Origin of the sequence: Thiohalomonas denitrificans (genome assembly GCF_900102855.1) — a bacterium.
GTDB classification, from domain to species: Bacteria; Pseudomonadota; Gammaproteobacteria; order Thiohalomonadales; family Thiohalomonadaceae; genus Thiohalomonas; species Thiohalomonas denitrificans.
The window spans coordinates 62,712-85,025 of the sequence record NZ_FMWD01000008.1 but is presented as its reverse complement, the minus strand read 5'-3'; the positions used below and the strand labels follow the sequence as shown (position 1 = coordinate 85,025).

Here is a 22,314-nt window from a genome sequence, read left to right as displayed (position 1 = left end):
TCAATTCTCTGCGTACTCTGCGCCTCTGTGGTGCAAAAAATCAGTTGGCTGCCTTGCGCTGCTCATCCTCCGCCGGCTCCTCATCCTTCTCTTCCACCGGTTCGGCGAAGTCGCACTCCTTGCGCGGACAAACCTTTTCGGTACCCCGCCGCTTGGTGGTCTTGATGGTCAGTACCGGCCAGTGGCACTTGGGGCAGGCTTCGGCCACCGGAGGGTTCCACACCGCATAGCTGCAGTCGGGATAACGGGAGCAGGAGTAAAAGGTCTTGCCACTACGCGAGCGCCGCTCCAGCAGTGAACCCTTGTGACACTCGGGGCACTCGACGCCGGTGTCGGCCGGTTTCTCCAGCGGCTCGATATAACGGCACTTGGGGTAACTCGAACAGCCGATGAACTTGCCGTAGCGTCCGGAACGGATGATCAGCTCCGAATCGCATTTGGGGCAGGTCCGCCCCTCCACCTTCTCGGGCTCGCTAGCGGCCTGATCGGCACTCTCACCCAGATTACGGGTGTAATCGCACTCGGGATAGGCAGTACAGCCAATGAAGCGCCCGCGGCGTCCCAGACGAATGGAGAGCGGCTGACTGCACTTGGGGCACTTCTCGTCCAGCTCTTCCTGGGTCACATCCTTGCGCTGAACGCTCTTCTCCTTGTCCTCCACCAGCTCGTGAAACGGTTTCCAGAAACGGCGCATGATGGGCACCCATTCCGCTTCGCCGCGCGAGATGGCGTCCAGCTCATCCTCCAGTTTCGCTGTGAAATCGTAATCCACATAATTGGTGAAGTGCTGAGTAAGGAACTTGTTCACCACCCGGCCCACATCCGTGGGAATGAAACGCTTCTTGTCCATCTCCACGTATTCGCGCTGCTGCAGGGTGGAGATGATCGAGGCGTAGGTGGAGGGCCGGCCGATGCCGTGCTCCTCCAGGGTCTTGACTAGGCTTGCCTCGGTATAGCGCGGGGGTGGTTCGGTAAAGTGCTGCTCGGGACGGATACCGAGCAGATCGACCTTTTCGCCCTCCAGCAGCGGAGGCAGGAGCTTGCTGTCCTCCTCCTTTTCCTTCCGGTCGTCCACGCTTTCCTGGTAGACGGCCATGAACCCCGGATTCACCACCGTCGAGCCGTTGGCGCGGAATACATTGCCTTCGCCGCAGACCAGATTCACACCCACGGTATCGATGGTCGCGTGAACCATCTGACAGGCCACAGTGCGTTTCCAGATCAGTTCGTAGAGCTTGGCCTGGTCCTTGGAGAGATAGCCCTTGATGGACTCGGGCACGTGGGTGATACCGGTAGGGCGAATCGCCTCATGCGCCTCCTGGGCATTCTTGGCCTTGGTCTTGAAGAGCCGCGGCTCCTTGGGAATGTTATCCGAGCCGTAGCGCTGGCCGATGAAGTCGCGGATCTCCCCAATCGCTTCCTGGGCGAGATTGACCGAGTCGGTACGCATATAGGTGATCAGACCCACCGTTTCGCCGCCGAGGTCAATACCCTCGTACAGTTGCTGGGCCGTACGCATGGTGCGCTGGGCGGTAAAACCCAGCTTGCGCGAGGCCTCCTGCTGGAGCGTCGAGGTGGTGAAGGGCGCGGCGGGATTACGGCGGCGCTGCTTCTTCTCCACCTTTTCGACGGTCAACCGACCGTCGGCGGCCTTCAGCAGGTTTCTTTCCCAATCGTGAGCGGTGTCACCATCCTCGACACTGAACTGGCCGAGCTTTTCGCCCGCGTAGTGGGTGAGCTTGGCGGCGAAATTCTGGCCCTTGCTGGAGACGTCGGCCTCCAGGCTCCAGTACTCCCGGGACTGGAAGCGTTCGATCTCCTCTTCGCGCTCGACGATCATCCGTAATGCGGGACTCTGCACCCGGCCTGCGGAGAGACCGCGGCGGATTTTCTTCCACAGCAGCGGCGAGAGATTGAAACCCACCAGATAATCCAGCGCACGGCGCGCCTGCTGGGCATTGATTAAATCGAGGGAGAGCTCCCGCGGATGCGCGACGGCATCCCGAACGGCGCCCTTGGTGATCTCGTTGAAGACCACCCGGCCCACTTCCTTATCCTTGAGCAGCTTGCGCTCTTTCAGTAGTTCATACAGGTGCCAGGAAATGGCCTCGCCCTCGCGATCCGGGTCAGTCGCAAGATAGAGCGCATCGGCCTTTTTAAGGGCCTTGGCGATGGCATCGACATGCTTGGCGTTTCGGTCGATCACCTGATAGCGCATGGCAAAGTCGTGCTCGGGGTCGACCGCCCCCTCCTTCGGCAGCAGATCGCGCACGTGCCCATACGAGGCCAGGACCTCGAAGTCCTTGCCCAGGTATTTCTTGATGGTCTTCGCCTTGGCCGGCGATTCAACGATTACCAGGTTTTTGGTCATACGGTTCGCTCGTTATAGAGAGCCCGGCGCTCCCGCCGGGCCGAGGCTGTTGTTGCCCTTAGTGATCCGATACGGCCGGGAAGTTCGCTTCTTTCCTCTCGGGGCTTGCTGAACCCAACCGGGATTTCCTTGAGCCCTAAACAGCAATGCCCGCGGCAGCGGGCATTGCAAGCAGATCCCAACGACGGAGTCTAGTGCAGCAAGCCCGCCATTTCATCCAGCACCAGATCTTCCATCCAGGCCACGGCGGCCTCCTGGCCGGGCTGGTTGAACAGCACCATCAGCACGACCCACTTGAGTTGATCGAGATCGCTGTCATCACTATCCAGGGCCATCACCCGGTCAATGACCATCTCCCGCGTGCCATGATCGAGGACACCCATCTGTTCGAGGAACAGTAGAAAACCCCGGCACTCGCTGTCCAGCCGCTCACATTCCGGGTCGGAGTAGATACGCACCGACTGCTGGTTGGCCAGCGGGTAGGAATCCGGACTGTCCTGCATCGTTGCCAGGCCTTCCAGCCAGTCGAACGCCTTGCCGATTTCGCTCTGGCGAAAACCGGCCTGCGTCAGTTCGCTACGAAGGGTTTCACGATCCGCCTCAAGATCGCCGTCATCGTCGTAGACATAGTTTTCGAATAGATACAGAAGAATCTCGAAAACGTCTTGTTTCATCTCACTCTCTCTTGACGGTACGGGCGTAGCCGCCAGCGACGGAGACCACGTACCCCTGCAATTCCAGGAGCAACAGCATGGAGGAAACCGCATCGGGCGTCAATCCGCTGCGCTCGACCAGCCGGTCCACGCTGGTGGGACTGTGATCCAGGCACACCAGGAGCTCCAGCTGTTCTTTGTCCAGCTCAGGCACCGATTCCCGGGAGGCTTTGTCGGCCTCCCGCGACGCCGGTGGTGTGTTCACTATCGCTTCGAGTTGTGGTGCCAGCTCTTCGAGGATGTCCTGTGCGGTCTCCACCAGCTTGGCACCATCGCGGATGAGCTGATGGCACCCCCGGGCCAACGGGTTATGAATGGAGCCGGGCACGGCAAACACCTCCCTGCCCTGCTCATTGGCCTGGCGGGCGGTGATCAGCGAACCGGAGCGCGGGGCCGCCTCCACCACCAGCGTGCCGAGAGACAGTCCGCTGATGATTCGGTTGCGGCGGGGGAAATGACCTGGCAGCGGCGCCGTACCCGGCGGGAATTCCGACACCAGCGTGCTGCCGGCCTCGACGATGGCATGGGCGAGCTCCCGGTGCCGTGCCGGATAGACCCGGTCGAGACCGGTGCCGAAGACGGCAACCGTGCTCCCTTCGGCCGACAGTGCACCGCGATGCGCGGCGGCATCGATGCCGAGGGCGAGCCCGCTGGTGACGGTCAGCCCCACACCCGCCAGGTGGTGCGCGAACTCTCGGGCCGTTTCGGCCCCCAGCGGGGTCGGATTGCGACTGCCGACCATGGACAGTTGCGGCCCGCTCAGCAGGGCGGCGTCTCCGCGAACGAAAAGGACCGGAGGCGCATCGGCAACAACGGCAAGCTGTTCAGGGTATTCGGGTTCGCCCTGGAGGAGCAATCGGCAGCCGGGCTCTTCGGACCAGGCAAGGTCCCGTTCGACCGCCACCCAGTCCGGCCCGCGGAGGTACGTGCCGAGTGCTCCCTGTTCACGCCCCTCCCGGAAAACGGCAACGGCACTACCGTAGCGCCCGAGCAGGTCGGAGAAGGTGACAGGACCCACACCCGGCGCATGCAGCAGCGCCAGCCGGTAATGCAACTCCTCCTTGTCATCGGTGGCATGCAAGAGATGCAGTTCCTTTGTGGTTCGGGTATTCCGGGACGGGCCTGCTACCGCAGAGAAACGTACAGGCGGCCGCAACGGGAGCAACCAATGCAACGAAAACCTCCTGGCTTTCGCTGCGACCGGTGCACTGCATCCCCGGGCTTCCCCCGGCACACCCTGCTCCCTGCGGTGCAAAGATTCGGTTTCATGGACCCCGTACTATGGGTTGGTCACCCGGTCCAGTACGTGTATCGGCCGAGTCGCCTCCATCACCAGCGCATAGCTCATCTTCTGGAAGGGTCGGAATACCATCATCACGCCGGCATACTGTTCGGGCAGAGTGACACGGCCGCCGACGACGGGATCGGACACGCTCGCGCCTTGCTGATAAATCGAAAGCACGTGGCCGGCCTCCATGCCCTCGCGCTCCCCGAGATTGATGGCTACCACCTGATACTGGCCAATCTGTGAAACGCCATCGATCACGGCAAGGATCTGCCCGTCCACCTGGTCCTGTGGCGCCCGCGGAACAAAATTGGCACTGAGGCGCTCGCGGGCGCCCGGCAGCAACCGATCGCCCTTCAGAGCCTCGCGCCGGGACTTGGACAGCATCAGTGTGGCGGGATCGCCGAATTGCTCGATTTTGGCGTCAGCGACATGGATCGCCTCGTAACCAAGCAGCTCGTTGTCGTCCGCGTTGCGGTAGGCCTGTCCTTTGCGCACCACCACGTAAGTGGTCAGGTCCGGCTCACTGAGGCCGCGCACGTAAACGCGGTTACCGGTGGCGGCAATCAGGTGTTCGTCAGCCGCAGCAACGATGTAGGGAGCGGCTTCCAACTCCTCTTCATCGAGGATCTGTGGCCGCTGCAAAAATGGGCGGATATTATCCAGGGGAATGGTGGCGATGGCCCGATCGAGTTCCTCGCTACGTATTCTGGGCGAGAGTCGCTCTGTGGGCAGCCGCGGATCGGCCCGCTGAACTTCAAGTGTCGGGCGCCCGTCTACATAGACAAGCCGGAGGACATCCCCCGGGTAGATCAGGTGTGGATTCTCGATATCGGGATTGTGCTGCCACAACTCCGGCCAATGCCAGGGGTCCCGGAGGAAACGGCCGGAGATATCCCACAATGTGTCGCCCTTTTTGACTACGTACAGCTCGGGGTAGTCAGGCTTGAGCGCGATCGGCTCCGGCTTTTTCGCCCGAACGGCCGGCTCGGGTTCGGCCTTGGGTTCGGCCTTGGGTTCGGTTTCGACCGCCGCTGCTGCCGGGATTTCCGATGGCGCGCTGGCGCAGCCATACAGCAGTGCAGCAACTGCAAGGGGCAGCAACAGGCGAATTGTGGGGTTATCCATGGACATCCCTTCGGTTAGGCAACCTGGACGGAGTTTATCCGAAAATGAACGGCGTCGACAGTGTGGGCGTCACAATGGCGAATTCAGTATGATCGGGTTACCGGGGTCTGCCGGAGCAACCCCCAACAGACCGGAACATTAGTCATGGCGATTTTAAACATCCTGCATTTCCCCGACCCCAGGCTGCGAAACCGGGCCGAACCGGTGGCGTCGGTCGATGACGAGTTGAGGCAACTGGTCGACGACATGCTCGAGACCATGTATGACGCGCCCGGCATCGGGCTCGCCGCGACCCAGGTCAATGTCGCCAGACAACTGGTGGTGATCGACATCTCCGAAGAGCGCAATGATCCGCTGGTCCTGATCAACGCAGAGATCCTGGAAAAAGACGGCATTGAAGAGATGGAAGAGGGTTGCCTTTCGGTGCCGGGATTCTTTGAAAAGGTGCAGCGGGCGGACCGTGTCAGGATCCGGGCGCTCGACCGGGACGGAAAGAGCTTCGAGATGAAAGCGGAGGGTCTGCTCGCCGTCTGCATTCAGCATGAACTGGACCATCTGGAAGGCAAGCTTTTTGTCGACTATCTCTCCAGCCTTAAGCGACAGCGTATCCAGAAGAAACTGGAAAAACAGCGCCGCCAAACCATGTAGACTCGCGTTTCACCACGCTATTTTGCGGCTTCGGGCGACTCCTGAACAGGAGCAGCCGAAGCCGCGAAGGGTTTTGATCGGTTTTTCAATGTCCTTTGCGGTAATTAATCCATATTCCGGGACAGCCCGTCGCCCCTCCCGGCAAATAACCATAGATTCCAATGCCACAACCACTGAATATCGTCTTCGCAGGCACGCCCGATTTCGCCGCCGCTTCGCTCCGGGCCCTGCTCGACTCCCGGCACCGTGTCACGGCGGTCTATACGCAGCCCGACCGGCCGGCGGGCCGCGGCCGCAAACTGAAGGCCAGTCCCGTAAAACAACTGGCACAGGAACATGGCCTGCCGGTTCATCAGCCGCCCAGCCTGAAAGACCCCGAAGAGCAGGAACGGCTCGCAGCACTGGCTCCCGATGTGATGGTGGTCGCCGCCTATGGCCTGATCCTGCCCGAAGAGGTATTGGAGATCCCGCGGCATGGCTGCCTGAATGTACACGCCTCACTGCTGCCCCGCTGGCGCGGTGCGGCCCCCATTCATCGGGCCATACTGGCCGGTGATGACGAAACCGGCATCACCATCATGCAAATGGACACCGGTCTGGATACCGGCGCCATGCTGCACAAGCGCTCGACGCCGATCGAGCCGCACGATACCTCGGAAAGTCTCCATGATCGGCTCGCAGCGATAGGGGGCAAGGCCCTGCTGGAGGCTCTGGATGCGCTTCAGGCCGGACAACTGACACCCGAGGCACAGGACGAGGCGCAGGCAAGCTATGCAGCCAAGCTCAGCAAGTCCGAATCCCGCCTGGACTGGACGCTCCCCGCCCGTGCACTGGCGCGCCAGGTACGGGCCTTCAATCCCTGGCCGGTCGCCCAGACCCGTTGGCGGGACGATACCCTGCGGGTCTGGGAGGCGGAAACGATCGAGGCCCCGACCAGTGATGCTGCACCGGGTACGGTAGTGGCCGCCGACCGTGACGGGATTGATGTGGCCACCGGAGACGGCATACTGCGACTGAAAAGGCTACAGCTTCCGGGCAAACGTCCCATGGACGTGGCAGACTTCGTCAATGCACACCAAATCCGGGACGAGCGGTTCAACGATGAGTGATGGTGCGGCACCACGTGTGAGTGCTGCACGGATTGTGGCCGGTGTATTGGCCGGTCACTCCCTCAGCGATCTCGTCCTGCGGGGGCTCGATGGCTTGCCGCCCAGGGATCGCGGGCTGGCCCAGGAGCTGGCCTACGGGACCGTTCGCTGGCACCCGCGACTCAATGCCATCCTGAAGCAGTTGCTCTCCAGGCCGCTCAAGGCCAGGGAGCGGGAAGTGGAAGCCCTCCTGCTGGTGGGGCTCTATCAGCTGCTGATCCTTGAGATGCCGCCCCACGCCGCTGTCGGCGAAACGGTGGCGGCAGTGGGAGCGCTGAAAAAGGAGTGGGCTCGAGGTCTCACCAATGCGGTACTGCGCCGCGCCGGACGTGAGCACCAGGCGCTGCTGGAGAAAGTGGACGGTGATGAAAGCGCCGCCACCGCCCACCCTGCCTGGCTCCTGCAGCGGCTGCAGGCCGATTGGCCGCAACAGTGGCCGGCGGTCGTAGAGGCCAACAATGCCCGCCCGCCGATGACCTTGCGAGTGAACGGTCAGAAAACCACACGCGAGGCCTACCTCGAGGCACTGCAAAAGGCCGATATCGGCGCTACAGCGACCGAATTCGCACCCTGCGGGATTCGCCTCGAACAGCCGGTTGGCGTCGATCGGCTGCCGGGATTCGAAGCGGGCAGCGCATCGGTCCAGGACGAGGCCGCACAACTGGCCGCCGCTCTCGTCGCACCCGCTGCAGGCGAACGGATTCTCGATGCCTGCGCCGCTCCCGGCGGCAAGACCGGGCACCTGCTCGAGCTCGTACCCGAGGCCCGCGTGGTGGCTCTGGATCGGGATGCGGCGCGGCTGCAACGGGTCCGGGAAAACCTCAGCCGTCTGGGGCTTTCCGCGGAGGTGGCAGCGGGAGATGCGGGGGCGCCCGATGCCTGGTGGGACGGACAGCCGTTTGACCGCATCCTTTTGGACGCCCCCTGCTCGGGGACCGGGGTGATCCGCCGGCATCCGGATATCAAACTGCTGCGCCGGCCCAGCGACATCGATGCCCTGGTGCAGGAGCAGCGGAGGTTACTGGAGGCACTGTGGCCCCTGTTGAGTCCAGGCGGTATGCTTGTCTACTCCACCTGTTCGCTGCTACGCGATGAAAACGATCGTCAGCTCGCCGCTTTTCTGGCGTCGCGTGATGATGCCGTTGAAGAACCGATTAGCGCCGCGTGGGGAAGGGCGGCAGCGGTAGGACGCCAGATACTGCCGGGCGAGAACGGAATGGATGGCTTCTATTACGCGCGTCTGAGCAAAACGATGAAATGATGTTGAAGCGCTGGCTCTCCGCACTGCTGGTCTCCCTGCTGCCACTATCAGCGGCCGTTGCAAAGGACGACTTTGTCGTTCAGGACGCCAAGACCCGGCTCGAGGGAGGCGTCTATCTGCTCGATGCCGAGGTCGACTATCGCTTCTCTTCCAAGGCGCTGGAGGCCCTGGAGAACGGTGTCCCGCTGGTACTGGTTCTGGATATCGAGGTGGAGAAAAAGCGTCCCTGGTGGTGGTATGACTCCGAAGTGGCCTCACTGGAACAGCGTTTCGAGATCCAATACCACGCCCTTTCCGACCAGTACCTGCTCAGCAATCTCAATAGCGGCGCCCTCTACGCCTACCCCACGCTCTCCTCAACGGCGGACGCGGTCGGACATATCCGCGGACTACCACTCCTGGATGCCAACCTGATCGAACCGGATGCCAGCTACGAAGTGCAACTCCGGTCACGGCTGGACATCGAATCTCTACCGTCGCCGCTGCGGCCTCTCGCCTACGTGACACCCGGGTGGCGCCTGTCGAGTGACTGGTACGAATGCACCTTAAGCCCCTGAAACGCCTCTTTTCGGGGGCCCGCCCGGTAGCGCTGCTATTCACGCTGCTGCTGGCTTCACTCTACCTGATGAGTGGCGCCACCCAGAACTCGGCTACCTTCGACAAGCTCTATTCACTGCTGCTGGCAGTCAATATCGCCGCACTGATACTGCTGGTCGGGCTGATCCTCCGTCATCTATGGCGACTGGTCGTCCAGTACAGGCAGCGTTCACCGGGTTCCCGGCTGACGGTCCGACTGGTGGTGATGTTCGTCTCTCTCGCGGTTGCCCCGGTTTCAGTCGTCTACTATTTCGCACTCCAGTTTCTCGATCGCGGCATCGACAGCTGGTTCGATGTCCGCGTCGAGCAGGCCCTCGGCGACGCTCTGGATATGGGTCGCACCGTTCTCGAAGGTCGCGTGCGCCAACTGCTGCGGGAGAGTCGCCAGATGGCTGAGACTCTCGGTCCGGTAGCCTCTTCCGATGCCACCCTGCGTCTATACGAGCTCCGCTCGGCGAGCGAGGCGCTGGAACTGACCCTGCTGACCCTCGACGGCACGGTGATTTCCAGCAGCAGCGCGGAGCCGGCGGAACTGGTCCCCGCCATTCCCAATTCAGCGATCCTGCTGCAACTGCGCCAGGGAGAGGATTTTGCCGCCCTGGAGCCGGTGAGTGAGGGTGGCGGGCTGCAGGTGCGCATTGCCGTTCGCGTACCCAAGAGTCACCCTGCCGGGGAAAAGCGCGCTCTGCACGCCCTGTTTTCGGTCCCCGGACAGGTCAGCGAGTTGGCCGACTCGGTACAATCGGCGTTCGCCGATTACCGGGAGCTGTCCTTTCTGCGCCAGCCGCTCAAGTACAGCTTCATCCTGACGCTGTCGCTGGTTCTCCTGCTGTCCCTGTTGACGGCCGTATGGGCGGCTTTTTTCGCGGCACGACGACTGGTGGCGCCCATTTCCGACCTGGTGGAAGGCACCAGGGCGGTGGCCGCCGGCGATTACGACAAAAAACTACCGCTGCCCGGACGGGATGAGCTCGGCTTCCTGGTGCGCTCATTCAACGAGATGACGCGCAAGATCGCGCTGGCACGGGATGAGGCGCACAAGAGCCAGCAACACGCCGAGGAGCAGCGCAGCTACCTGGAGACCGTCCTCGGCCACCTCTCCTCGGGAGTGCTGACCGTGGATACCAATTTGGTGCTGCGTACCACCAATGCCACCGCCGGACACATCCTGGGGGTTGAGTTGGCTCCGTTACTCGGGCGACCCTTCGTCGAACTGCGCGAGCGCCACCCGGCACTGGAATCGCTGGTGGAGTCCCTTCTGCCGCGGCTAAACGAGCCGGCCGGCGACTGGCGCATTGAAGTCGTGCTATTCGGCAGCAATGGCCGACAGGTACTGATGTGCCGGGGCTCGGCGCTACCCGGGGTGGGCGACATCCAGGGTGGGCACGTTATCGTCTTTGATGACGTCACTGCCCTGATCCAGGCGCAGCGAAACGCCGCCTGGGCGGAGGTGGCCCGTCGGCTCGCCCACGAAATCAAGAATCCGCTCACCCCCATCCAGCTCTCGGCGGAGCGTCTGCGGCGCAAATACCTCAAGGAAATGTCGGTCGAGGAGGCCGACCTGCTGGACCGTGCCACCCACACCATCATCCAGCAGGTAGAGGCGATGAAAACCATGGTGCGCTCCTTTTCCGAATACGCCCACACGCCGGAGATGGATTTCCGACCCCTCGATCTCAATGCCGTGGTCAGCGAGGTGGTGGAACTCTACCGAGGTGGCCATGCCACCATCAGACTCAAGCTGGACCGGGAGCTGCTGCCGGTGGAGGCCGATGCCGGGCGTCTGCGCCAGGTCCTCCACAATCTCATCAAAAATGCCATTGAGGCCGGCAGCGATGTGCACCCCGTGACGATTACCGTCGCCACATCCTGCCCCGGCAGTGACAGCTGCCGGTTCGCACAGCTAGACCTTACTGATGATGGCCCGGGGATTCCCGAAGAACTGCTGGGACGGCTTTTCGAACCCTATGTCACCACCAAACCAAAGGGGTCCGGATTAGGACTGGCGATTGTCCAGAAGATCATCGAGGAGCACGGGGGCATGTTGAGCGTGGAGAACACGCAACCCCGGGGCGTGAGCGTGAGCATTCGCCTGCCGATTCGGCAAACCGACGCCCTTGCTTCCTGACCGGTCAACAGGATTGCATCGCAAAGGGCGTCGCGGTTTTCGTGAAAGCCACACTGGTTGAATGACAAGACCCGAATGCTCGGTGGTACGATGAATTTTGCTTTTTCAGGAACTGACAACAGGATGGCAATGGCTTCGGCATATATCTTGGTCGTCGATGACGAACCGGACATTCGTACCCTGCTACAGGAAATCCTCCAGGACGAGGGCTATGAGGTGGCCACTGCCGAGTCCGGGGAAGAGGCGCGCCGGCTGCGGCGCGTCCGCCGTCCCGATTTGGTCCTGCTCGACATCTGGATGCCGGGAATCGACGGCATCTCTCTGCTCAAGGAGTGGAAAGAGGAGGAGGAGGACGGCAGTACCCCGATCATCATGATGTCCGGGCATGGCACGGTGGAGACCGCTGTAGAGGCGACCCGCCTGGGGGCCTATGATTTTATTGAAAAGCCGCTGTCGCTCGCCAAGCTGCTGGTGACCGTGCAGCGGGCGCTCGAAGCCTACAATCTCTACCGGGAAAACGCCGGCCTCAAGCGCCAGGCGCAGCCGGTTACCGAACCGGTCGGGAAGAGCGAAGCGATGCGCCGGCTCATCAATCAGGTTCGCCGCATTGCCCAGCACGACACGGCGGTGCTCATCAGCGGCGAACCGGGTTCCGGCAAGAGCCTGTTCGCCCACTATCTGCATGACTCGAGCCCGCGTCGTCGCGGCCCCTTCGTCGACGTCGGGGTGGCCTCGCTACTGGGGGACAATCCGGCGGTCGAACTCTTCGGCGGGGAAGAGGAGGGGCATGTCCAGTACGGGCTTCTGGAGCAGGCCAGCGGCGGCACACTGTTTCTCGACGACATCGGCGATATGGACGTGGCCACACAGGCCCGGCTGCTGGGAGCCCTGGAAACGGGCCGCTATCAACGCATCGGCGGCAGCGAACCGGTGAAGACGGATGTACGCATCGTCGCCGCCACGCGCTACGACCTGGAGCAGCGAATCGCCGAGGGACGCTTCCGTAACGACCTGTACTATCAGCTCAATGTAGTGCCGCTAACGGTCGTACCCCTGCGCCAGCATGCCGAGGATATCCCCGAACTGCTGAATTTCTACGTGGACTACTTCGTCAGTCAGGACAATCTGCCCTACCGGGATTTTTCGGTCTCCGCGCAGAACCGGCTGCGCCATTACGCCTGGCCCGGAAACGTCCGTGAGCTGAAGAATCTCGTCCAGCGTCTACTGATCGTGGGTCACAGCAGTCAGGTCGATGCCGATGAGGTGGATGCTGCACTCGGGAGCGCAAAGCACGCCTCGTCCCCCGCAGTGGGGGTCGCCTTCGACCTGCCCCTTCGTCAGGCGCGCGAGCAATTCGAACGCACCTACTTCGAACACCTGCTGCGGGAATATGGCGGCAACGTAAATCAGACCGCCCAGCACGCCGGCGTCGAACGCACCCACCTCTATCGCAAACTGCGGACACTGGGGATCGACCCGAAGCAGGTGGAATAGACGAGTGGCGAGTGGCGAGTGGCGAGTGGCGAGTGGCGAGTGGCGAGTGGCGAGTGGCGAGTGGCGAGTGGCGAGTGGCGAGTGGCGAGTGGCGAGTGGCGAGTGGCGAGTCTACAAGAGTAAACCCCACCGCCTAGCAACTAGCAACTAGCAACTAGCAACTAGCAACTAGCTACTAGCCACTCGCTACTACCTCAGGTGCGCGCTACAATGCGTACTTCCCGGGTGCGGCGAATGTGAAGCATGAAGATCATCATCCTCGGTGCCGGTCAGGTGGGTTCATCACTGGCGAACAACCTGGCCAGCGAAGCCAACGATATCACCGTGATCGATGTCGATGGCAAACGTCTGCAGGGCTTGCAGGACCGTCTCGATCTGCGCACGGTAGCGGGTCGCGGCTCGCATCCCGAGGTGCTGCGCCGGGCCGGGGCCGAAGACGCGGACATGATCATCGCGGTCACCAACTCGGATGAAACCAATATGGTGGCCTGCCAGGTCGCCTATTCACTGTTCCATACCCCCACCAAAATCGCCCGCGTCCGTTCCCAGCAGTACCTTCAAAACCCCGAACTGTTCACGCCCGAAGCGATTCCGGTCGACGTATTGATCAGCCCCGAACAGCTGGTCACCAATTACGTGGTCCAGCTCATCGCCCATCCCGGCGCATTGCAGGTGCTGGGCTTCGCCGAGGGCAAGGTGCAGCTGGTGGGCGTCAAGGCCTATTATGGCGGTCCACTGGTAGGCCACGAGCTGCGCACCCTGCGCGACCATATGCCCGGCGTGCAGACCCGGGTAGCGGCCATCTATCGCCGCGACCGGGCCATCATCCCGGAGGGCACGACCGTTATCGAGGCGGACGACGAGGTCTTCTTCATTGCCGCCAGCAAGGACATCCGGGCAGTAATGAGCGAACTGCGCCGCCTCGAAAAGCCGGTGAAACGGATCATGGTGGCCGGCGGCGGCAATATCGGCAAACGCTTGGCGATGGCGCTGGAAAACAAGTATCAGGTCAAGCTCATCGACCACAACATGGCCCGTACCCGGGATCTCTCCGAAGCCCTCGACAAGTGCATCGTCCTTTACGGCGATGCCGCCGACGAGGAGCTGCTCCTGGAGGAGAACATCGAAGAAACCGATGTGTTCTGCGCCATGACCAATGATGACGAGGCCAACATTCTCGCGTCGATGCTCGCCAAGCGGCTTGGGGCGCGCAAGGTCATGGCCCTGATCAACCGGGCCGCCTATGTGGATCTGGTCGAAAGTGGCGATATCGATATCGCAATCTCACCCCAGCAGGCGACCATCGGCTCCCTGCTCGCCCACGTACGCCGGGGTGATGTGGCCATGGTGCACTCCCTGCGTCGAGGCGCAGCCGAAGCCATCGAGGCAGTGGCGCACGGCGATCGACGTTCCTCGAAAGTGGTGGGTCGGGCGATCGAGGAGATCCGTCTGCCGCATGGCACCACCATTGGTGCGATCGTGCGGGGCGATGAAGTCGTCATAGCCCACCACGACACGGTGATCGAATCGGAAGACCATGTCATTCTGTTCGTCATCGACAAGCGCCGTATCCCCGACGTCGAACAGCTGTTCCAGGTGGGGATCACCTTCCTGTGAACTACGCGGGTCGAGATTCGGTACTTGTGGACCGCCCGGCCACGCCGCCGGGCGCGGCGGCTCGAATCCCGTTTCCCGCTGCTCGCCCCTGACCCATGCAATTTACTGTCGTTCAGCGCATTCTGGGCCTGCTTCTGGCCCTCTTCTCCACGACCATGCTGCCACCGGTAGTGGTCTCACTGCTGTTTGGTGACGGCTTCTACGAGTCGTTTCTGCTTGCCTTCGGCCTCACTCTTGCCACCGGGATCATGCTCTGGCTTCCGGTACGGAATATCCGCCGGGATCTGCGGCTGCGCGACGGCTTCCTGGTGGTTGTACTGTTCTGGAGCGTACTGGGAACGTTCGGCGCCCTCCCTTTCGCTGTCGGTGCCGAGCCCAACCTGTCGGTGACCGATGCGGTATTCGAGTCCATCTCGGGGCTCACCACCACCGGGGCCACGGTGATTACCGGCCTTGATCACCTGCCACCCTCGCTGCTCTATTATCGGCAGCAACTGCAGTGGCTTGGCGGCATGGGGATCATCGTGCTGGCCGTGGCAGTCCTGCCGATGCTCGGCGTCGGTGGCATGCAGCTCTACCGGGCCGAAACCCCGGGCCCGATGAAGGACAACAAACTTACCCCGCGCATCACCGAAACCGCCAAGGCCCTCTGGTACATCTATCTGGGGCTGACCGTTGCCTGTGTGCTGGCCTACTGGGTGGCGGGAATGAGCTTTTTCGACGCCGTGGGGCACGCCTTTTCCACCGTAGCGATTGGCGGTTTTTCAACCCACGACGCCAGCATGGGCTTCTTCCAGGACAAGCCGCTCATTGAGATGATCGCCATCATTTTCATGCTGGCATCGGGGGTGAATTTCGCCCTGCATTTCCTCGCCTGGCGATCACTGAACCTGCGCCCCTACCTGCGGGATGCCGAGTTTCGCACCTATGCCATCGTGCTGGGTGCCCTGGCCGTCATCACCTCCTCCTATCTCTACCTGGCGGAAGTCTTTCCAAATGCCTCGCAGGCGGTACTACACGGCGTCTTCCAGGCGGTGTCCATCGGCACCACCACCGGCTTCACCTCCGCCGACTACAGCCAATGGCCGGGCTTTCTGCCGGTGGTATTGCTGTTTGCCAGCTTTGTGGGGGGCTGCGCCGGCTCGACTGGCGGCGGCATGAAAGTGATTCGTTTTCTTTTGCTGATCAAGCAGGGGCTACGCGAGATCCTTCGCCTGATCCACCCCCATGCCATTATCACCATCAAGGTAGGGGGAAAGCCGCTCCCCAGTCGGGTGGTGGAATCGGTATGGGGCTTTTTCGCCACCTACGTGGCAATCTTCGCCATTCTTCTTCTGCTGCTGATGTTCACCGGGCTGGATCAGGTCACCGCGTTCTCCGCCGTCGCCGCCAGCATGAATAATCTCGGCCCCGGCCTCGGCGATGTTGCCGCCCACTACGGCAACATCAGCGACTTCGCCAAATGGCTGCTTTGCTTCGCCATGCTCCTGGGGCGGCTCGAGATCTTCACACTTCTGGTCCTGCTTACGCCTGCCTTTTGGCGGAAGTGATTTTTTCGACCTTTTAACCACTGAGAACACAGAGAAAGGGATTCCACCACGGAGCGCACGGGGAAAAAGATCGGACAATCTGTTTTACCGGGTTAGTCCCCGTGATTTCCAGTTCTTTTTAGGCGTGCGCAGCAGGGGATAGTGCTTGCAAAAAGCTCCCGGTCCCCCCATACAGTTTGTTCGTGTCCGCAGTGGTTTAAACCGTCATGCCTGATGATCCCCGCGCCAAATGGGACGCCCGCTACCGCGATGCCGATGCAGCAGAGGCGGCCCCTGCCCGTGTATTGATGGATTTTGCGCATCTCCTGCCGGAACGGGGCGAGGCGCTGGACGTGGCTTGCGGGTTGGGCGGGAATGCCCGTTTTCTTGCGCAAAAAGGACTTCAGGTGACTGCATGGGATATTTCGGCGGTCGCCATTCAGCGATTACGGGCCGCCACCGACGGACTTGCCCTTCAGGCCGGAGTCCGCGACCTGGTGCGCGAACCGCCTCCGGCCAACCGGTTCGACGTCATCGTAGTCAGCCGTTACCTTGAGCGCTCGCTGGCGCCGCACCTGACCGCGGCCCTGAAACCCGGTGGCCTGCTGTTCTATCAGACCTATACCAGGGAACGGGTGAGCGAAGCCGGACCGGGGCGGGATGCCTTCCGACTGGCGCCAAACGAACTGCTGGCGCTGTTCCCGGATCTGCGCGTGGTCGCCTATCGGGAGGAGGGCCGCCTGGGACGGCTCGACCGGGGCTTTCGGGATGAAGCCATGCTGGTCGCGGTGAAGCCGCTAGGAGCCTGTCGGACTTGACCGATCGTAGCGAGGGGAAGCCGGTTTGAGACAGATTTTTCGATCTTTCGAGGCGAATACGACTGCATGGACGCAGTCGTTAGAGCGACGCAGGAGCCAAAGCCGAGTGGGTCTATTTAACGAGAAAGATCGAAAAATATGGCCAAATCCGGCTTTTCCGCACTAGATCCGTGTTAAGTCCGACAGGCTCCTAGGCACGCTCATCCAGGATTAACGCAGACGCACTCGGGAGGATTCAACGTGTCGACCATCATCGAAAACCTCGAACGCATGCTGGCCAGCGGCCAGGACAATCCGATGCTTCGTTTTGGACTGGGCAAGGCCTACCTGAACGAAAAAGAGTTCGACAGTGCCGCCGAGCATCTGCAACGGGCGGTAGAACAGGACCCCGAATACTCCGCAGCCTGGAAACTGCTGGGCCGTGCCCAGGTGCAAGCCAAGCACACTGACGAGGCTGCCCAGGCCTTTCGGCGCGGCATCGAAGTGGCAACACAGAAGGGAGATGTGCAAGCTGCCAGAGAGATGGGGGTATTCCTCAAACGTCTCGAGAAATCGTCCGGGGGAGAACAGTAGAAGGGCCGGCGAACGCCGGCCCCTCCTTTCTTCAGGCCATCACTCCCCCTTCTCGGAGAGCCATTGGGCGAGCACGGCAATCTCTGCCTCGCTCACATTCGCCATGATGGGCTTCATAACCGCCGTCATGCCGTTATTCCGGGCACCACTCTTGATGTCCGTCATCTGTGTGACAAGGTACTGCACCGGCTGGCCCACCAGTTTAGGGTAAATGGGTGCCGTAGGTGTATTGCCGTCCGCACCGTGACAGGCCGCACAGCCCTTTGTCTCGTACAAGACCTGGCCGTCGGCTGCGAAGGCCGGCGCCGCGAAGGCTGCGCTCAGACCGACGACAGCCAGCATTTTGGTAAGCTTTCCGGTCATGGTTCACTCCTTTCGTGGGTTGGGTGTCAGACCCCTCAGCAGAATCCCTTCGCTTTTTTTTTGTCAGTATGGCTCGCCCGCCGGACATTTCATCCGGTTTCACTCCACCGTAACCGACTTCGCCAGGTTGCGCGGCTGGTCGACGTCGGTGCCCTTGAGTACAGCGACGTGGTAAGCCAACAGCTGCAGGGGCACCGTGTACAGTATGGGCGAGGTGACCGCATCGACCGCATCGAGCTCTAGCACGTGATCGCCGTTGTCCATGTGAATGCCCTTGCCTGCGAAAACGAACAATTCACCGCCCCGGGCCCGCACCTCCTGCAGATTGGATTTGAGCTTCTCCAGCAGGGAGTCGTTGGGCGCCACAGTAATGACAGGCATCTCGCTGTCCACTAATGCCAGTGGACCGTGCTTGAGCTCGCCCGCCGGATAGGCCTCGGCATGGATGTAGGAGATCTCCTTGAGCTTGAGCGCTCCCTCCATCGCCACCGGAAAGTGGGGGCCACGGCCGAGGAACAGGGCATGGCGCTTTTCCGCAAAGTGCCCGGCCATGACTTCGATTTGGCTGTTGAGTTCGACGGCGCGCTCCACCTGACCCGGGAGTTGCTTCAATGCGGCAACGATTGACTCCTCCTGCCCGGAGTGTGCCAGGCGGTGCCGGCGGCCGACGGCAATCACCAGCAAAAGCAGAGATACCAACTGCGTGGTGAACGCCTTGGTGGAGGCGACACCGATTTCGGGGCCGGCCCGGGTCATGAGCACCAGGTCGGTCTCACGCACCAGCGAACTTTCCGGAACATTGCAAATCGCCAGGGTATAGTCGGCAAATCCGGTGCGCCGAGCCTCCCGGAGAGCCGCCAGCGTATCGGCCGTCTCGCCGGACTGGGACATCAGCACCAGCAGATTGCCGTCTTCGGGAATCGGCTCCCGATAGCGGAACTCGCTGGCGACCTCGACGCTGCACGGCACGCCCGCGATACCCTCGAACCAGTAGCGGGCCACCATCCCGGCGTGATAGCTGGTGCCACAGGCTACGATGGTGATGCGGCGCACCTGGTCCAGAACGGCGCCGGCTTCATGGCCCAGACTGGCCTCGAGGAGCCGTCCCGCGCTGATGCGACCCTCCAGCGTGTCGGCGATAGCCCGCGGCTGCTCATGGATCTCCTTGAGCATATAGTGGCGGAATTCACCACGCTCGACCGAATCGGCCGAAAGCTCCGAGTCCCTGACGGGGCGGGTGACCTTGTTCCCCTCAGCGTCGTAGATCACCACACGTTCGCGGGTTATGTCGGCAATATCGCCCTCTTCCAGGAAAATAAAGCGGCGGGTGACCGGTAACAGGGCCGCGACGTCGGAGGCAATGAAGTGTTCGCCAATGCCGACGCCGATCACCAGGGGACTCCCCTGTCGGGCAGCCACCAGCCGGTCCGGTTCACGATCGGTGACGACGCCCAGGGCAAACGCCCCTTCGAGATCGGAGGCGGTACTCCTCACCGCCTCGAGGAGGTCGCACCCCTCGTGGAGATAGTCGTGAACCTGGTGAACGATGACCTCGGTATCCGTTTCGGAGGTAAAGAGGTGATCCCGCGCCAGCTGGCTGCGTCGCAACGCTTCATGGTTCTCGATGATGCCGTTATGGACAACGGCCACCGTGTTGCGACAAACGTGAGGATGGGCATTGTTGCCACTGGGCCTGCCATGGGTGGCCCACCGGGTATGGGCGATCCCGGTATAGCCGGCCAATTCCTGTCCCTTCAGGGCATCCGCCAGTCCGTCGACCTTCCCCGGTAGTCGCAGGCGCTGCAGGACCCCTTCCTCGTCGATGACGGCCACCCCTGCCGAATCATACCCCCGATACTCAAGACGGCGCAGGCCCTCGATGAGAATCGGAACGACATCCCTTTCCGCTACTGCTCCGACGATTCCGCACATGTTCTAAATCCTAATGTTCAGTGACTAGTTGCTAGTAAGGTAGCCCGAAGTTCCGATGAAAACACCATCCAGGCCGTCCCGCCCGACGGTTCTCCCTAACGTCACACTATCCTAGCCACTCGCTACTAGCCACTAACCACTTTTCTTGACAGGCCGTTTCCAGCCCTTGATGGTGATCTGCTTGCTCCGGCTGAGGGTCAGTTCACCGGCCGGTGTATCTTTGGTAATGGTAGATCCGGCACCGATGGTTGCGCCATCTGCAACTTCAACCGGAGCTACCAGTTGTGTATCCGAACCGATAAAGACGCCATCACCGATGTTCGTCTGGTATTTGTTGGCGCCGTCATAGTTACAGGTAATGGTACCGGCACCGACGTTGACATCGGCACCCATGATGGTATCGCCGATATAGCTGAGGTGGTTGACCTTGGATCCGGCACCGATGCGGCTCTTCTTTACTTCCACGAAATTGCCCACCTTCGCCTTTGCGGCCATCTCCGTGCCGGGGCGGACGCGGGCAAACGGACCAACCTGGCAGTTCGGTCCAATACGGGCCTGTTCGATGATGGTCATCGGCTCGACGGTCGTGCCCTCTTCGATCACCGCGTCCCGCAGGATGCAATTGGCGCCGATGGTCACGCCGTCACCAAGAGATACTTCCCCCTCGACAACAACATTGACATCGATGCTGACGTCCCGGCCCACCCGTAATGTCCCCCGCAGGTCGAACCGGGCCGGATCGATCAGGGTCGCCCCACTGCGCATCAACTCCTCGGCGCGACGACGCTGATAGCTGCGCTCCAGGGCGGCGAGTTGTACCCGGTCGTTAACACCGGATATCTCCTCGAGGTCATCGTCTATCACCGCTTCCACGGCGACCCCGTCGGCACGAGCAAGAGCAATTATGTCGGTGAGGTAATACTCGCCCTGGGCGTTGTTGTTTTCGACACGGCCCAGCCACTCTTTAAGGCGTGCGGCAGGCATGGCCATCATGCCCGTGTTCACTTCGCAGACACTCCGCTCTTCGGTGGTGGCGTCTTTTTGCTCGACGATTCGCTGCACCTGACCCTTGTAATCCCGGATGATGCGGCCGTAGCCGTGGGGGTCGTCCAGAATCGCTGTCAACAGTACCAGAGTCTCCCCGGATACGGCCTCTACAAGCCGCTGAAGCGTGTTGGGCCCGATCAGCGGCACATCACCATAGAGGATCAGGGCCGTGGCCTCTTCGGCGACTCCTGGCAGGGCGGCAGCGACGGCGTGGCCGGTCCCGAGTTGCTCGGCCTGTTCGGCCCAGTGCACAGACTCCTCTTCGAAGGTGTCAATGACCTGTTTGCCGCCGTACCCGTAGACGACGTGTATCCCGGTCGGCTCAAGCTGTCGGGCCGTATCGAGGACGTGGCCGAGCAGCGGCTTGCCCGCAAGGGGATGGAGAACTTTCGGGAGGGACGAACGCATGCGTGTCCCCTGCCCCGCAGCCAGAATGATGACTTCCAGATGATTGCTCATTGACGATGTGAGGCGTTATTTTGAAGTCAGTGTAGCGTGCCCGTCCGCTCCTGCACGTCACCGGCGGCAACCTCTTCCGGGGTCGCGTCGCGAATATCGGTAACTGTGACGTGGAACGTCAAATCCTTGCCGGCAAAGGGGTGATTGCCATCGAGCGTGACGGTCCCCTCATCGACGTGAGTGACCACCATCGTGAGCTTTTCGCCCTTTTCGTTCTCGAACTCTGCCTCGGCCCCCAGCTTGCGGTAGTCGGGCGGGACGTTCTCGATGGCATCGGAGAAGGACTTGGTCGGATCCCACTCACCGAATCCCTCTTTTGCCGGCAGTTGAACCGTAACCTCATCGCCCACCGTCTTGCCCTCCAGCGCTCTTTCGATAGGCTCGAAAAGCCCGCGATCGCGGCCGTGCAGATAAGATACGGGGACTTCGATCTGTTCGACGACCTGCTGCTGGTCGTCCAGGATGCTGTAGGTCACCGAGACGACTTTATTGACGCCTACCCTGGGCTCACTCATTCGTGCACTCCTCGCAAGCAAAAAAGGGGCAGTTTAGCACTGCCCTTTGTTCTTCTCACATCACGGGTTAACAACTCACGTTCGGACCACGGCTACAGGAGCGAGATCCGCGCCGCGCAGCGACACATTCCCTCGAATCTCGTACCTCAGCTACCGCCGGCCCTTGCGCTGCCGCAGACGCTGGATGGTCTGCAGCTGTGCCGCGGCCTGTGCCAACTCCGCTTCAGCCCGGGCATACTCTTCATCAGAGACCCGGTCCTGCATCGCCTGCTGGGCTTGCTCTTTCGCCTGCTGGGCGGCAGCCTCATCAAGACTCTTGGCGCGCATCGCAACGTCCGCCAGAACCGTCACCGTGTGTGGCTGAACCTCGAGCATCCCGCCGGAGACGAAGTAGAACTCCTCTTCTCCGCCCTGCTTCCGAACGCACACCTCACCAGGTGCCAACTGCGTCAGCAGCGGGGTGTGGCGGGGCATTATCCCAACCTCTCCCTCAACTGCCGGAGCGAACACGGCTTCCACCGTGCCGGAGTAAATCTCCGACTCGGCAGAGACGATGTCCACGTGCATTGTCATTGCCATAATTTCAATTCCAGGTTAAAGGTGCACTTCGGACGGCCGGAGCGGCCGCCCTAACACCCTCGAACAAGCCACTTGTCTCTTGCGGCTTGCCCCTTGCGACTTCCGGAGC

Annotated in this window: 19 protein-coding genes; 10 read left to right on the top strand and 9 right to left on the bottom strand. The window is 61.6% G+C overall.

Annotated elements, in window-relative coordinates; translation table 11 throughout:
• Positions 1-40 precede the first annotated feature (40 nt).
• The 4 genes from topA to BLP65_RS13050 form a co-directional block, all read right to left on the bottom strand.
• The gene (gene topA, locus BLP65_RS13065; RefSeq protein WP_092998068.1) at positions 41-2,371 is read right to left on the bottom strand and encodes a type I DNA topoisomerase; all 2,331 of its coding nucleotides are present in this window, start codon (positions 2,369-2,371) and stop codon (positions 41-43) included.
• Between the two features lie 191 nt (positions 2,372-2,562).
• Positions 2,563-3,045 (bottom strand): DUF494 family protein, encoded by a 483-nt coding sequence (locus tag BLP65_RS13060; protein WP_092998065.1) that lies wholly within the window; start codon positions 3,043-3,045, stop codon positions 2,563-2,565.
• 1 nt (position 3,046) lies between these two features.
• Positions 3,047-4,165 carry a DNA-processing protein DprA gene (dprA, locus tag BLP65_RS13055; protein WP_217631994.1) on the bottom strand — a complete coding sequence of 373 codons (1,119 nt, stop codon included), beginning with the start codon at positions 4,163-4,165 and terminating at the stop codon, positions 3,047-3,049.
• 198 nt (positions 4,166-4,363) lie between these two features.
• Complete coding sequence (locus BLP65_RS13050; RefSeq protein WP_092998062.1) at positions 4,364-5,497, bottom strand: LysM peptidoglycan-binding domain-containing protein; 1,134 nt, start codon at positions 5,495-5,497, stop codon at positions 4,364-4,366.
• A 144-nt stretch (positions 5,498-5,641) separates the two neighbouring features.
• Between BLP65_RS13050 and def the strand changes: the two genes are divergently transcribed.
• The 10 genes from def to BLP65_RS12995 all read left to right on the top strand — a co-directional run bounded on the left by def (position 5,642) and on the right by BLP65_RS12995 (position 17,310).
• Positions 5,642-6,145 (top strand): peptide deformylase, encoded by a 504-nt coding sequence (gene def, locus BLP65_RS13045; protein ID WP_092998059.1) that lies wholly within the window; start codon positions 5,642-5,644, stop codon positions 6,143-6,145.
• Positions 6,146-6,306: 161 nt separating this feature from the next.
• Positions 6,307-7,254: a methionyl-tRNA formyltransferase gene (gene fmt, locus BLP65_RS13040; RefSeq protein WP_092998056.1), complete on the top strand. Its 948-nt coding sequence runs from the start codon at positions 6,307-6,309 to the stop codon at positions 7,252-7,254.
• Positions 7,247-8,554 (top strand): 16S rRNA (cytosine(967)-C(5))-methyltransferase RsmB, encoded by a 1,308-nt coding sequence (rsmB, locus tag BLP65_RS13035; RefSeq protein WP_092998053.1) that lies wholly within the window; start codon positions 7,247-7,249, stop codon positions 8,552-8,554. The genes fmt and rsmB overlap by 8 nt, the downstream gene beginning before the upstream one ends.
• The gene (locus BLP65_RS13030; RefSeq protein ID WP_092998050.1) at positions 8,551-9,111 is read left to right on the top strand and encodes a DUF4390 domain-containing protein; all 561 of its coding nucleotides are present in this window, start codon (positions 8,551-8,553) and stop codon (positions 9,109-9,111) included. The genes rsmB and BLP65_RS13030 overlap by 4 nt, the downstream gene beginning before the upstream one ends.
• Positions 9,093-11,279: a sensor histidine kinase gene (locus tag BLP65_RS13025; RefSeq protein ID WP_092998047.1), complete on the top strand. Its 2,187-nt coding sequence runs from the start codon at positions 9,093-9,095 to the stop codon at positions 11,277-11,279. The genes BLP65_RS13030 and BLP65_RS13025 overlap by 19 nt, the downstream gene beginning before the upstream one ends.
• A 129-nt stretch (positions 11,280-11,408) precedes the next feature.
• Positions 11,409-12,773 carry a sigma-54-dependent transcriptional regulator gene (locus BLP65_RS13020; protein WP_092998222.1) on the top strand — a complete coding sequence of 455 codons (1,365 nt, stop codon included), beginning with the start codon at positions 11,409-11,411 and terminating at the stop codon, positions 12,771-12,773.
• 243 nt (positions 12,774-13,016) lie between these two features.
• Entirely contained in the window at positions 13,017-14,390 is a 1,374-nt protein-coding gene (gene trkA, locus BLP65_RS13010; RefSeq protein ID WP_092998041.1) for a Trk system potassium transporter TrkA, read from the top strand.
• Positions 14,391-14,485: 95 nt separating this feature from the next.
• Positions 14,486-15,940: a TrkH family potassium uptake protein gene (locus BLP65_RS13005; protein WP_092998038.1), complete on the top strand. Its 1,455-nt coding sequence runs from the start codon at positions 14,486-14,488 to the stop codon at positions 15,938-15,940.
• A gap of 206 nt (positions 15,941-16,146) precedes the next feature.
• Positions 16,147-16,737 (top strand): class I SAM-dependent methyltransferase, encoded by a 591-nt coding sequence (locus BLP65_RS13000; protein WP_092998035.1) that lies wholly within the window; start codon positions 16,147-16,149, stop codon positions 16,735-16,737.
• Positions 16,738-16,986: 249 nt separating this feature from the next.
• Positions 16,987-17,310 (top strand): tetratricopeptide repeat protein, encoded by a 324-nt coding sequence (locus BLP65_RS12995; RefSeq protein WP_092998220.1) that lies wholly within the window; start codon positions 16,987-16,989, stop codon positions 17,308-17,310.
• Positions 17,311-17,349: 39 nt separating this feature from the next.
• Here BLP65_RS12995 and BLP65_RS12990 read toward each other — a convergent pair whose 3' ends face one another.
• The 5 genes from BLP65_RS12990 to BLP65_RS12970 all read right to left on the bottom strand — a co-directional run bounded on the left by BLP65_RS12990 (position 17,350) and on the right by BLP65_RS12970 (position 22,205).
• Positions 17,350-17,673, bottom strand: coding sequence for a c-type cytochrome (locus BLP65_RS12990; protein WP_092998032.1), 324 nt, complete (start codon positions 17,671-17,673; stop codon positions 17,350-17,352).
• A 99-nt stretch (positions 17,674-17,772) separates the two neighbouring features.
• A complete protein-coding gene (gene glmS / locus BLP65_RS12985) occupies positions 17,773-19,605 on the bottom strand; it encodes a glutamine--fructose-6-phosphate transaminase (isomerizing) (protein ID WP_092998029.1) in 1,833 nt (610 codons plus the stop codon).
• A 132-nt stretch (positions 19,606-19,737) separates the two neighbouring features.
• Positions 19,738-21,111, bottom strand: a complete 1,374-nt coding sequence (gene glmU, locus BLP65_RS12980; protein WP_175452570.1) for a bifunctional UDP-N-acetylglucosamine diphosphorylase/glucosamine-1-phosphate N-acetyltransferase GlmU — start codon at positions 21,109-21,111, stop codon at positions 19,738-19,740.
• Positions 21,112-21,137: 26 nt separating this feature from the next.
• Positions 21,138-21,626: an FKBP-type peptidyl-prolyl cis-trans isomerase gene (locus BLP65_RS12975; protein ID WP_092998026.1), complete on the bottom strand. Its 489-nt coding sequence runs from the start codon at positions 21,624-21,626 to the stop codon at positions 21,138-21,140.
• Positions 21,627-21,776: 150 nt separating this feature from the next.
• Positions 21,777-22,205 (bottom strand): F0F1 ATP synthase subunit epsilon, encoded by a 429-nt coding sequence (locus BLP65_RS12970; protein ID WP_092998021.1) that lies wholly within the window; start codon positions 22,203-22,205, stop codon positions 21,777-21,779.
• Positions 22,206-22,314: the final 109 nt, after the last annotated feature.

Bases quoted from the DNA above. Each gene is read 5' to 3' on its own strand.
- topA (WP_092998068.1), bottom strand. From the start codon at position 2,371: ATGACCAAAAACCTGGTAATCGTTGAATCGCCGGCCAAGGCGAAGACC.
- BLP65_RS13060 (WP_092998065.1), bottom strand. From the start codon at position 3,045: ATGAAACAAGACGTTTTCGAGATTCTTCTGTATCTATTCGAAAACTAT.
- BLP65_RS13050 (WP_092998062.1), bottom strand. From the start codon at position 5,497: ATGGATAACCCCACAATTCGCCTGTTGCTGCCCCTTGCAGTTGCTGCA.
- def (WP_092998059.1), top strand. From the start codon at position 5,642: ATGGCGATTTTAAACATCCTGCATTTCCCCGACCCCAGGCTGCGAAAC.
- fmt (WP_092998056.1), top strand. From the start codon at position 6,307: ATGCCACAACCACTGAATATCGTCTTCGCAGGCACGCCCGATTTCGCC.
- rsmB (WP_092998053.1), top strand. From the start codon at position 7,247: ATGAGTGATGGTGCGGCACCACGTGTGAGTGCTGCACGGATTGTGGCC.
- BLP65_RS13030 (WP_092998050.1), top strand. From the start codon at position 8,551: ATGATGTTGAAGCGCTGGCTCTCCGCACTGCTGGTCTCCCTGCTGCCA.
- BLP65_RS13025 (WP_092998047.1), top strand. From the start codon at position 9,093: ATGCACCTTAAGCCCCTGAAACGCCTCTTTTCGGGGGCCCGCCCGGTA.
- BLP65_RS13020 (WP_092998222.1), top strand. From the start codon at position 11,409: ATGGCTTCGGCATATATCTTGGTCGTCGATGACGAACCGGACATTCGT.
- trkA (WP_092998041.1), top strand. From the start codon at position 13,017: ATGAAGATCATCATCCTCGGTGCCGGTCAGGTGGGTTCATCACTGGCG.
- BLP65_RS13005 (WP_092998038.1), top strand. From the start codon at position 14,486: ATGCAATTTACTGTCGTTCAGCGCATTCTGGGCCTGCTTCTGGCCCTC.
- BLP65_RS13000 (WP_092998035.1), top strand. From the start codon at position 16,147: ATGCCTGATGATCCCCGCGCCAAATGGGACGCCCGCTACCGCGATGCC.
- BLP65_RS12990 (WP_092998032.1), bottom strand. From the start codon at position 17,673: ATGACCGGAAAGCTTACCAAAATGCTGGCTGTCGTCGGTCTGAGCGCA.
- glmS (WP_092998029.1), bottom strand. From the start codon at position 19,605: ATGTGCGGAATCGTCGGAGCAGTAGCGGAAAGGGATGTCGTTCCGATT.
- glmU (WP_175452570.1), bottom strand. From the start codon at position 21,111: ATGAGCAATCATCTGGAAGTCATCATTCTGGCTGCGGGGCAGGGGACA.
- BLP65_RS12975 (WP_092998026.1), bottom strand. From the start codon at position 21,626: ATGAGTGAGCCCAGGGTAGGCGTCAATAAAGTCGTCTCGGTGACCTAC.
- BLP65_RS12970 (WP_092998021.1), bottom strand. From the start codon at position 22,205: ATGGCAATGACAATGCACGTGGACATCGTCTCTGCCGAGTCGGAGATT.